A 13,181-nucleotide genomic window follows, 5' to 3' on the forward strand; every position below is an offset into this window, starting at 1 on the left:
CCACTTATCACTAACCACTTATCTCTTATCACTGCAAAACTTCACTCATTATATTCACACAAAAAACAATCGTAGCCAAAAATAGACGAACCTCATATAGCGAACATGGATTTTTTGCATATAAGGTAGAATCAACGCCTTGAGCTTCCAAAAAGCATATTTTTTTAAAGAGGAATTCACCGATTCCACCTTTTCTAACAAAAAGTCCCCCTGAATCCGCTTTTAAAAGAAGACTTTTGCATCAGAAAATACCGTAATACTCATTAATATTAATAAATAAGATTATGAAAAACATCACGCAAGTGCTATTTAGGACACTACTCCTTGCCATGACAGCAATGAACGCTTTCGCACAAGGTACACCTGATAATACACAAAACACCCCTTATAAGATATGGTATAATAACGCCGCCCAATATTGGGAAGAAGCTTTGCCTATAGGAAACGGTCGTATTGCCGCCATGATATATGGCGATCCGTATATGGAAAGAATTCAGTTGAACGAAGAAACTGTCTCAGCCGGTTCTCCCTATCAGAACTATAACAAAGAAGGTAAAGCGGCACTCTCCCAAATCAGAGAATTGATTTTCGCAGGTAAATATGAGGAAGCTCAGAATATGGGCGGAGAGAAATTACTGTCGCAAGTGGGCAACGAAATGCCTTATCAAACAGTAGGTAGCCTGCAAATACGTTATAATGAACGCAAAGAAATTACCGACTTCTATCGTGAACTCGACATCGACCAGGCTATTACTACCACACGCTATAAAGCAGATGGTGTAGAATTTGTAGAAGAAGCATTCGCCTCCCTGACCGACCAGCTTATCATTGTACGCATACAGGCATCCCGCCCGAAAGCTATCAATTGCGAACTTTTCTTTAATACCCCCATGCCCGAACCGAAATATAGTATTCAAGGAAAAAAGGAACTCCGCCTGGAAGGAATAACCAAGGGCAGCAAGTTCTTCCCGGGCAAAGTGCACTATTGTGCAGACTTAAAGGTGAAAAACCGGGGAGGAGAAGTAGTAGCCACCGATACCTTATTGTCTGTAAAAGACGCAACGGAACTCACGCTGTACATATCAATGGCTACCAACTTTGTAAACTATAAAGACATATCTGCCGATCCGTATCAACGGAATGAAGACTATATGAAGAATGCCGGAAAAGACTATAAAAAAGCTAAAGCGGCACACATAGCAGCTTACAAGCAACAGTACGACCGGGTGAAACTGGATTTAGGATGGACGCATCAAGCCAATAAACCGATGGATGTACGCATCAAAGAATCATCTACCAATTACGACCCGCACCTGCTCGCCCTGTATTTCCAGTTTGGACGTTATCTGTTGATTTCCAGCTCACAGCCGGGCAACCAGCCTGCCAACCTTCAAGGGAAATGGAATGCATCCGTCAATCCGGCGTGGGGATGTAACTATACCACCAATATCAATGCCGAGATGAATTACTGGCCGGCGGAAGTAACCAATCTGGAAGAACTGCACGAGCCATTCCTTCAAATGGTGAAAGAATTGAGCGAGAACGGACAGGAAGCCGCCCGCGAAATGTATGGATGCCGCGGATGGGTATTACATCATAATACAGACCTGTGGCGTATGACCGGTGCGGTAGACCGTTCTTATTGTGGCGTATGGCCTGTGGCAAACGCATGGCTGTGTCAGCACTTGTGGGACAGGTATTTGTTCTCGGGCAACAAAGAGTTTCTCAAAGAAGCCTACCCCATCATGCGAAGCGCCGCCCTGTTCTTTGTAGACTTCCTGGTGGAAGACCCCAATACCGGATATCTCGTAGTTACTCCTTCCAATTCTCCTGAAAACTCTCCGCGTTGGATACAGAAGAAAAGTAATGTATTCGCCGGTATCACGATGGACAACCAACTTGTTTTTGATTTGTTCTCCAATACTTGCGAGGCTGCCGGAATATTAGAACAGGATGCCCAATTCTGTGATACATTGAAAGACATGCGCAGCCAGTTGCCGCCCATGCAGGTAGGACAATACGGACAGTTACAAGAATGGTTTGAAGATTGGGATCATCCGCAGGATCACCACCGCCACATCTCTCATTTGTGGGGATTGTATCCGGGATATCAGATTTCTCCCTATCGCTCGCCCGTGCTTTTTGAAGCGGCACGCAATACGCTTATCCAACGTGGCGACCCTTCTACAGGTTGGTCTATGGGATGGAAGGTTTGTTTCTGGGCGCGTATGCTCGACGGTGACCATGCTTATAAATTAATCAAAAATCAACTGAACTACGTAAGCCCCGAAATACAGAGGGGACAAGACGGAGGTACCTACCCCAACTTGTTTGATGCTCACCCGCCTTTCCAGATAGATGGCAATTTCGGATGTACGGCAGGTATAGCCGAGATGTTGCTGCAAAGCCACGACGGAGCGGTACACCTGTTACCTTCCTTGCCTACCGAATGGAAAGATGGAAGCGTAAAAGGACTGCGCGCACGCGGAGGATTCCTCATTGAAGAAATGACCTGGAAAGACGGAAAATTAGTGAAAGCGGTGATTAAGTCTACCATCGGCGGTAATCTGCGCTTGCGCTCTTACAACTCGTTGACATTGCAGGATGGAGAAATGACGGAAGCGAAAAAAGAGTCGGCCAATGCCAATCCTTTATTCGTGTATCAACAGATTGCCCGCCCTATGATTAGTGAAAGAGCGCCTTTGCAAGGAGTGAAACTTCGTAACGTAAACCTGTACGACTGCCCGACACAGGCGGGAGAAGTATTAGTTTTTTCGTTGAAATAAAGTAAGAACATATCAAAATCTATATTTAAAACTAAAGAGAAATAAGTATGAGGAACACATTAATTGTATTGTGCTGCTTTTTACTCTGTTGCTGCAAAAACAGCGGAGTAGGAAAAACAAATGAAGTTGGTAATGAAGCATCGACTGAAGCCAATCTGGTAGTTGCCCAAGACGGAAGCGGAGATTATACTTCGTTGCAAGCCGCTATCAATGCTGCTCCGGATAATAGTAACGAGCGTTTTGTCATTTATATAAAGAATGGCAAGTACGACCAGGAGAAGCTAATCATCCCGGAGGCTAAAAAGAACCTGACTTTGAAAGGAGAAGACCGTTCAAAGACAATAGTCAGTTACCACATTTATGATTGCAAAAGTCCGGAGTCGGGCAATAAGTGTCCGGCAGAGTCGTGGGCTTTATGGAAAGACAATGCACAACTTATTCGCACTTCGGCTACATTGACCATTATGGCAGACGGTTGCAGGGTGGAAAATCTGACGCTGGAAAACACAGCCGGCCCGGTAGGACAAGCATTGGCAGTTACTGTATGTGGTGATAAACTTATCTTTAGCAACTGCGACATTCTGGGTTATCAAGATACAGTTTACTTATGGACAAGCGGTAAGCGTAGTTATTTTGAAAATTGCCTGGTAGTAGGACGCACTGATTACATCTACGGTGGAGGCATCGGTTACTTCCAAGCGTGTGAGATACGCAGTTGGGGCGGCGGTTGGATTACAGCTCCTTCAACTTCCAAAGAACAAAAGTATGGTTTCGTTTTTAATGAATGCAGTTTCACTTATGCTGACCATAGCCCACGACAAGGAGACGACGGAAAGCCTATTGCCATAGGACGTCCCTGGCATAACTATCCCAAAGTCGCCATTCTTAATTCCGTAATGTGCGAACAAATGCATCCGGAAGGCTGGCCTACCATTTGGAATATGGAATACGCCTCTACCAGCACAGATTTGCACTTGTACGAATACAATAATACCGGCAAAGGGGCGGATATGAGCAAACGTGCTAAATGGGCTGGCATTAAGGAATTAACAGAGAAAGAAGCCGAAGAGTACACTGTGGAAAAAGTTCTGGGTGAAATCGGAAATTGGTGATCACAATCTATCTATCCAAACTATATAATTAATTATTTAATTTATGAAAGAAAAACAAGTAAAAACAATCAGAGAACGACGATTTCTCTGGCTATTGGCGTTCTTGCTGATGATCCCCATTGGAATGTCGGCGCAAAACATCACAGTGCAAGGAACTGTTATCGATGATTTCGGGGATCCGGTAATCGGTGCAACCGTAGTGCAAAAAGACAAACCTGCAAACGGAGCTATCACCGATTTGGATGGTAACTTCACGTTGAGCGTTCCTAAAAATGCAAAAATAAAAATATCATTTATTGGGATGAGAGATTTGGAGGTAACAGCTAATTCTGAAAAGCTACAGACCATTACATTGAAAGATGATGCTAAAACGCTTGATGAAGTAGTGGTAATCGGTTATGGTACACAACGTAGAGCCGATTTGACCGGTTCTGTAGCTTCGGTAGGAGCAAGTACATTGAAAGATATTCCCGTAACATCTGCCGCCGCTGCCATCACCGGACGTCTGGCAGGGGTAAACGTTACTACGACGCAGGGTTCTCCCGATGCAACCATTAATATCCGTGTGCGTGGAGGAGGTTCAATCACACAGGATAACAATCCGTTATTTATTGTGGATGGTTTCCAGGTAAATAGTATCAATGATATTCCTCCCGGTGATATTGAGACGATCGACGTATTGAAAGATGCTTCTTCAACAGCAATTTATGGTGCTCAAGGTGCAAATGGTGTTATTCTTATAACAACTAAGACCGGTAAAGCCGGCAAAATAAAGGTGAGCTTCGATGCATCAATAGGTTTTAGCAAGATGTATAATCAATATCCTGTCATGTCTCCTTACGAATATGTGTATATGCAGAAAGAGCTTGACCCGACAACCAATGCTGCTTTCTTTGACCGTTATGGTCAGTGGGAAGATGTTAATATCTACAAATCCATGGTAGGTGAGAACTGGCAGGATAAGTTATTCGGAGGCACCGATGTGAAGCAGAACTATACATTGAGTATAATGGGTGGTGATGATAAGATGACATACAACCTTAGTTACATTCGTGACAATGAAGGATATATTATGATTGGATCCGAATATGTGCGTGATAATATAAATGTAAAATTCACCCGGAAAATTAATAAGGCGCTGAGATTGGAGTTTCAATCTAAACTGACCCGTACCGTAATGAACGGGGCAAGCGTGTCAAGCGGAAGTAAACTACGCGATGCTATTCGTTTTCCGGTGGTGAGAACCCTTGAAGAGTTAACTGAAGGTGATTTGGGTGATGACTACAACGTAGGAAATATCACAAATCTGAACGACCCTTATTATAATATTGCCAACGAGTACAAGAGGCAATTGCAATTTAACAACACATATAATGTCGCTTTGAGTTGGGATGTGTTCAAAGGTTTCAACCTCCGCACTGAAGGTACATACAGTTATATATTCAACAAGACCGACAACATATTTCTCAATAAAACCGGTGAAGCCTCAGGTAAAGGTGGTATGCCCGTTGCCAAACGAATGAATCAGGATGGTTTCCGTTATACCTACCGTGCTTATGCAAACTATAAAACAACCATAGCCAAAGATCACAATGTTGATCTTACGGCCGGTATCGAGTTTAATGATACCGAAATGAACAAAATGGATGTGAGTTCCGACTATTTTCCTGTTGACTATACGGAAGATTATGTATTGGCAATGTGGAACGATGGTAATGCACTGCCAACCTATACGGTTATTGATGAACCAAAGCGCACGGAGTCTTTTTTCGGTCGTTTGAACTACAACTACAAAAGTCGTTACTATCTGACCGCTACGGGGCGTTACGACGGTACGAGTGTATTTTCTCCAGATGAAAAATTCGGATTTTTCCCGTCGGGTTCAGTGGCATGGCGTATTTCGGAAGAACCTTTTATGGAGTCTTACAAAGAATGGATCGACAACTTGAAACTTCGCTTTAGCTATGGTTCGGCCGGTAATGCTCGTGTAGGATCTTATTGGCGTCAGGATTTCTCACCGGTAACCGACTCCAGAAGATTATATTGGATGGGGGAAACTCCGCAAAGTAGTTTACAACCCAGCAATACGTTGCGTAACGAGCGGTTAACTTGGGAGACTAAATATTCGCAGAACTTAGGGTTGGATATCAACTTGTTCTCAAGCCGTTTCAACCTGACTATTGATTTATATAAGGATGTAACTAAGGATCTGATCCTTCAAATACAGCTTCCTTCTACTTCCGGTTATCAATATCAATACCAGAATGTAGGACAAACCACTAACAAGGGAATTGAGTTTAATCTTGATGCCACGGCACTTCAGGGAAAAGACTATTTCTTGGGTATGAACTTCAACATTGCGTTCAATAATAACAATGTGGATCGCTTGGACGGTGGTAACGTATTAATCAGTTCCTCTAACGCTATGACCGGTAATGATTACGGTCGTGACAACTACCGTACGTTCGTAGGTGATGAAATTGGACTAATTTATGGTTATAAGGTCGATGGTTTCTATTCATTCGATGACTTTACATTCAACAGCGGAACAAAGAGATGGGACTTGAATGATGGTGTGTTAGACCCCAGAGGAGTATTCACTTCTTCAGGCGATTACTTCGGCCCCGGACATATTAAAATCAAAGACCTGAGTGGTCCTGACGGGGTTCCCGATGGTAAGATTGATGCCGATCATGACCGTACGATAATTGGCCGTGCATTACCCAAATTCACCGGAGGTTTCAGTCTGAACGGACAGTGGAAAGGCTTTGACTTAGCAGCGATGTTCAACTTCTCGTACGGTAACGATGTGTTGAATGCTAACAAGATGGACTATACCACATATACCGGTTCGAAACGTTATCAGAACATGTCAACAATCATGAGACTGGGTGAACGCTTTACAACTATCGATCCGGAAACCGGGTATAACATTTACCACGGTACGTATGCTGACCCTGTGAAGCTTGAAGAGTTGAACCGTAACGCCAAGATCTGGCATCCGTTGGAAAATGGTATGGCTACTACCGACTGGGCTGTAGAAGACGGTTCATTCCTTCGTTTTAGCAATCTTACTGTGGGATATACGCTTCCTAAACAATTGACTCAGAAAGTAGGTATACAGAACCTGCGTGTTTACGGAACAGTGAACAACTTGTATGTATGGACTAAATACTCCGGTCAAGACCCCGAGGTAGATACTTCCGGACATCCTCTCAGACCCGGTACCGACTTATCCGCCTATCCGAAAGCTCGTACATACCTTTTTGGACTTAATGTAACATTCTAACGCTTTACATATATGAAAAAAAATATAATCTATCTACTTTTTGTTGCAGGCTTGTTAATATTTACCGCCTGCGAAGATTACTTGGATACGGAATCGCCCTCCAAGCAAACTTCTACAACCGTTTTTAATAACGAAGGAATGGCTCGCTCGGCCATTATGGGGGTGTATTCCCAATTAAATGTGACAAATGTTTACGGACAGAAGATGTCTGTAAACTGGCAAGGTAATTCGGATATCGAGTTTGCCAGTGGCTTTGCCAACTCTGCTACGTTGAAGACTGCCAGTGGTGATACACCGGCGCAAAACTTCTGGGATAATGCGAACAATAATACAACCGTTTGGACAGACCTTTTCAAATTAGCCGAATTGGGTAGTACCGCAGTTGAAGGTATCCGCAATTCGGACTTGCTCAATACAAAACCCGATGCAATGAAACGCTATCTCGGCGAAGCCCTGGTGATGCGTTCATTGGCATATTTTGAACTGGTTCGCCGTTGGGGAGACGTACCTTTCCGTAGTGAGACATCAGCTTCCGACCTGTCAAACGTATATATGGATAAGATCAGTCGTGACAGTATCTATGATGTTATTATTGCTGATATGCAGGAAGCTATCGACTATCTTCCTTATGTAGGAGTTGTACCCGATTATACGGTAGAGCGTGTGAATAAGGGATTTGCCAAAGGATTGTTGGCGCGTATTGCGCTGTTTGCCGGTGGTTGGTCTGTTCGCGATGGTAATCAATTCCCTGACAAGAGCAACATAGAAGAATACTCCGGTAACCTGCCGGGAATGGAAGCTATGAACGGATACTATGTAGGGCGTCCGAAAAACTGGAAAGATTATTATAAGATTGCCGAACAGCAATGTGCCGAATTGATCGCTGATACGGAAAATCCACACAGTCTTGACCCTGACTATAGCAATATTTGGAAAACAGTATGCGGTCTGGGTGTTAATCCTTTCAACGAAAACCTGTTTGAATGTGCAAATGGTGTAGGACAAACCGGTGATATCGGAACTCTGATGGGATCTCCACAAGATGGAGACTTGGGTTGGGGTAACCGCGGTAGCTTCGGTGGTACGTACGCTGCTACTAATGCATACTATTTCTATTCTTTCAGTCCGACAGACAAACGCCGCGACACAGCAGTTACTTGGACAAAGTTCGGAAAGAACGGTAACAACTCGAATACTATTGAAGAGTTTATGACAACCAATCCCTTGGATTTGAAGTTCGCCAAATGGAATTTCTTCTGGACAAACGATAACTATAGGTCAATCTGTTTGACATCTACCAGCCGTGTCCCGACCGGTATCAACTGGATCCTGATGCGTTATTCCGATATTTATCTGATGTTTGCCGAAGCTCGCTATGGTGCGGAAGGCAGTGCAACGTCTGCAAATACCACTGCCGGTTTGAGCGCTGCTGCTGCATTGGAGAAAGTACGTGAGAGGGCCTTTGGCGCCGGGTCACCGGAAATCACCAACTATGATCAAGATTTTCTGGAAGCCATCATGCACGAACGCGCTTGGGAATTTGGTTGTGAAGGAATCCGCAAACTTGATTTGGTACGTTGGGGTATGTTGGACAAGAAAATCGAAGACATGAAAGAAGCATTGGTGAAGATGCTGGATGGTAATCACGATGTGAAGATATTCGATAAGACCTATAACGCCGGTCAATTCCCAGCGAAAGTATATTATAAATATACAGACGAAACTTATTTTGAAGGTCGTCCTCCTCTGGATGCAGGAGATAAGTATAATCCTAACCTTGTCGATCGTAACTCAGCTAATTTCTATACCTCAGTAACAGGAGGTAATCCCGATCCCACAATCTGGCGTGAAGTAGATTGGTTTCCGAACCCCTATTGGATGACAGAAGCCAATTATGTTGATGAAAACACAGGAACTATAGAAAATTTTTGTAAGATACTTATTTGTGGTTCAGGCTTAAGATCATCCTACAACTACGATGCGTTATTCAGCCAATTGAAATATGGAGACCTTATCAAGTCAAGATACGAAAGCTATAAGGTTGGTGCTACCGGTGGTAATGGCGTTTGTAACTATCGTCACTTGTACGCTATCTATTACGAAGATATAACCAAATCAAAAGGTTTTCTGAAGAATTCTTACGGATACTAAATAAAAACAATTAGAAAGTATGAAAATAAAACATATATATACCTTAATATTATGTGCCATCCTCTCGGTATGCACCATCTCGTGCGATGAGGATGTGAATAACTGGCCGATAGACCCAAGTTACGAAGCGCCTTTTCGCTCTACAGGATTTTCACGATCAAGATTAGGAGCTACAACTATAGAATTAAACTATAAGGGAGTGACCGATGCCGTCAAATATACATTTGAATTCAGTGAAGGTGATAGTCTGCTATTCAATAATATTGTCCGTACAGTGGACATCCTGGCTGACACGTTGACGGTCTACAATGACAATGTAGCTCCTACGAAAAGAGAATATCGTACCATCTTTGAAGATTTGAAAGGTACAACCCGGTATTCTGTCCGCATGAAAGCGACCGACGTGAATAATAAAGAAACCGGATACGTTCAACTCAGTTTTGATACCCCGGCTGAGCAGGTAGTATACCGGAGCATAGCTACCACAAACAGCATCACGCTGTACTGGGATGTGCAAAGACCAATCAACAAGATACTCTATGGTGTACGTCCCCAAAATGTAGAAGGTGAAGAAGTAGCAGAAACAGTATTTGAGGAACGCCCACTAACTTCAGAGGAACAAAGTGCCGGTTTTGCAACCTTGACTGGTCTGGATGCAGGAACCATGTACGACATCCGGGTAATGCTTGATGATCAACTCAGAGGTTCGCTCTCAATATCAACCACCGGTATGAGGTACTATGAAAGAATCATCGTAGACCCGGCAGCAACAGGTTCCAGCATCAATGAACTCTTGACAGAGAAAGCTGGACAGAAAATAAAAGACATTCTACTTATATTCCCAGTATTGCCGGGTGATACAAGATACGAGATTGGTCAGATCAATGTACCCAAAGGAATTGATAACTTATACTTTACAGGTGCCTCAATAACAACAGAGTTACCTAAACTCTTCCTGCACGCTGTAAGATTGGATAGTATAGTACAAAATATCAAATTCCAAAATATCAGTATAGATGGAGATAGAAATGGAAGTGCGTACTTCTTTAACATAGACAATGCGGATAGACATTTCAAGAATGTATCGTTCACGGGTTGCGAAATCATGGAAATCAATCGTAGTTTGGTACGTTTGTCCGCTGCAATTGAAGTCAACAGCTTCATAGTCGATAACTGTGTGATATTCAACGTTGCAGTAGGTGGTTACGGATTCTATAATACAGGTAACGGTGATTTGCGCCTGAAATTGCTTTCCATTACCAACTCAACAATGAGGGAAATCGGTGACCAGTTAGGTGATATTCAGGGAATACACGATATGGTTATCATGGATCATGTTACGTTCTGTAATTATACAACCGGCTTACCTAAGTTGATCAGATGGCGTAATGCACCGGTATCTATGCAGATGACGAACAACATCTTCACCGGAACAAATAACGATGCTGCACTGGAAGCCATTTACAACAATACGTACCAAATGGACTTCACCAGTTGCTACAAAACGAACGAGTGGACATGGAAGTCATACCCATTCACCAACATTACGGAAGTGGATATGAGTGGCGAAGACCTGTTCGTTGATCCGCGCAACGGCGACTTCCATCTCAAAGAAGGTGCACGCTTTGCCGGTGCCAACAGCGCAGGTGACCCCAGATGGTGGACACTTGACTAAAATAGATTCAAATAGAGAGCTTAAATAGGTAAAAGATTGTTTTTAATTCCTGAGGGCTGTCCGAGCAATTGGGCAGCCCTTATTACTCAATACAACAAATACCATGAAACAAATCTACATTCTCCTCTCTTTGTTCCTGTTTATTAGCTGTTCAGACAAAGAAGAAGCCATTATCAGCAACCTGTCCGTATCCAAAGAAGCATTCGCAGCGCCTTATACCGGAACTGCGGAGGTAATAACCATTTCATCTTCGGGTAGTTGGTCTATCCAATGCGATGTAAGTTGGGTACGTTTTTCTGCAACGAAAGGTAGCGGTGAAAATCTGGTTACTATCATCATTTCAGCAAATCCGGATACGGAAGAGAGAAGTACTACCGCAACCGTAACCGACGGAACAAAGAATATTCCTTTAGAGATATCCCAAGCCGGTTCAATCTTTTCCTTAGCAGTTAGTCCGTTAAGTGCAACGATTGTTCCTGAAGGTAACGACTTTACAATTCAAGTAAATGCCCAAAACATGGAATGGGAGGTTGAGATACCGGTGACGGCACAAGGGTGGATCAGAACATCGACCCAAACAGCCACCTCCGTTACTTTCACAGTAAAGCTCAACAACAACAAGGTAAAGCGAAACGCCGAGTTGACTGTTCGCCAGAAGAATGGAACGATAAACAAAAAGGTTACTATCTCGCAAGAATTCTTCTCTTCGTCAATGCCAAATCAGACATGGGTATCCATAGCTACCTCAAGACCCGCCGCCTGGTATAGTTCCAACGAAGCTAAAGAAGTTGCGGAGAACGTACTTTTATACCAGAAAAATGCCGGAGGATGGCCGAAGAACATCAACATGCACCTCATTCTTACCGACATCGAGAAAATACTTATCGTATCAGAGAAAGGTTCTACCGAGTCGGCGAAGATGGCTTGCCTTGACAATGACGCCACCACTACGGAAATGAGATTCCTGGCAAAGATGTTCAAATACGTAAAAGACGAACGTTACAAAGAAGCATTTGGTAAAGGCCTCGACTTCCTGATTGGCGCACAATATCCGAATGCCGGTAACCTCAACGCTCTTCCCGGCGGTTGGCCGCAATACTATCCGTTAAGAGGAGGGTACAGCGACCGTATTACATTCAACGACAATCTGATGACCAACATTCTGCGGTTATTGGGAGAAGTATATAAAGACAGCGACGACTTTGCGGATATTGTAGAGGAAGGTGTTGCGGAAAAAGCCAAAGCTTCTTATGATGCCGGAGTGAAGTGTATACTCGACTGTCAGGTGGTAGTTGACGGAGTAAAGACCTTTTGGGGTGCGCAGCATGACGAATACACGCTGGATCCCGCTGTGGGGCGTCCGCACGAACATCCTTCATATTCAGGCGCCGAAGGTAATGATGTTCTTAAATTCTTGATGGAAATAGAAGAGCCTTCGCAAGAGATAAAAGATGCGGTAGTAGCCGCCGTTGCATGGCTGGAGTCCGTAAAGATACCCAATAAGAAAGTGGTTGACGTAAAAAGTGGTTCTACTACAATAGATCGTGTCGTACAGGATTCACCGGGCAATGACATGTGGGGGCGGTTTATCCAACTCGGCGGTGAAGTGGCAGAAAGGGTGTACACCAAGCATTTCAATGATTTGAAGAATTCGAGACGGAACGCTGTGATTGACGGCACTACTTATTCCTTCAACTACAGCGAAAATGCCAGAGAATCCTACAATCCGGATTATGCCTACAAACCGGTTCATGGCATATACGACAATGATTTAGGTTATCTGTTCTACCGCTTCTTATATGTCTTTGAAGATGCCGACAATGCCGTCGAAGGGCAACATGGACTATCTCTACCGATATTATCCCTGAACGCCTTGCGAAGAGTCAGTTATCAGTATTTGGGCAACTGGCCGCAAAATACCATCAAAACATTATACCCGGCATGGAGGCAGAAGCATGGGATTTAGAAGAATTATCTACCGGATATTCACATAGGCATGTCTCAATGAAGTCGTGAGACTCTGTTAGACGTTCTTTTCAGGCGAAAGAGGGTGTGGCAAAAGCTCACATCCTCTTTTTTATCCTGCATTATTCATAAGTGTCTCGTCATAAATGAGAATTTATGCTTGAACACAGAGTCACAGAGACACAGAGTTTTATCTTTCTTTT

Annotated in this window: 6 protein-coding genes; all 6 read left to right on the forward strand. The window is 43.6% G+C overall.

The features are described 5' to 3' along the window. Positions 1 to 284 precede the first annotated feature (284 nt). Positions 285 to 2,786, forward strand: a complete 2,502-nt coding sequence (locus B2Z67_RS08155; RefSeq protein WP_414630793.1) for a glycoside hydrolase family 95 protein — start codon at positions 285 to 287, stop codon at positions 2,784 to 2,786. Positions 2,787 to 2,833: 47 nt separating this feature from the next. Next, on the forward strand, positions 2,834 to 3,898 hold the full coding sequence (locus B2Z67_RS08160; protein WP_291529328.1) for a pectinesterase family protein: 1,065 nt from the start codon (positions 2,834 to 2,836) through the stop codon (positions 3,896 to 3,898). Between the two features lie 43 nt (positions 3,899 to 3,941). After that, positions 3,942 to 7,187 carry a SusC/RagA family TonB-linked outer membrane protein gene (locus B2Z67_RS08165; RefSeq protein WP_291529329.1) on the forward strand — a complete coding sequence of 1,082 codons (3,246 nt, stop codon included), beginning with the start codon at positions 3,942 to 3,944 and terminating at the stop codon, positions 7,185 to 7,187. A 12-nt stretch (positions 7,188 to 7,199) separates the two neighbouring features. Then, positions 7,200 to 9,338, forward strand: coding sequence for a RagB/SusD family nutrient uptake outer membrane protein (locus B2Z67_RS08170; protein ID WP_291529330.1), 2,139 nt, complete (start codon positions 7,200 to 7,202; stop codon positions 9,336 to 9,338). Between the two features lie 19 nt (positions 9,339 to 9,357). Next, positions 9,358 to 11,013, forward strand: a complete 1,656-nt coding sequence (locus B2Z67_RS08175) for a DUF5123 domain-containing protein (protein WP_291529331.1) — start codon at positions 9,358 to 9,360, stop codon at positions 11,011 to 11,013. A 103-nt stretch (positions 11,014 to 11,116) separates the two neighbouring features. Then, complete coding sequence (gene pelA, locus B2Z67_RS08180) at positions 11,117 to 12,979, forward strand: pectate lyase (RefSeq protein ID WP_291529332.1); 1,863 nt, start codon at positions 11,117 to 11,119, stop codon at positions 12,977 to 12,979. The last annotated feature ends 202 nt before the right edge of the window (positions 12,980 to 13,181 follow it).

It is taken from the genome of Bacteroides sp. UBA939, assembly GCF_002293435.1.
Lineage (GTDB): Bacteria > Bacteroidota > Bacteroidia > Bacteroidales > Bacteroidaceae > Bacteroides.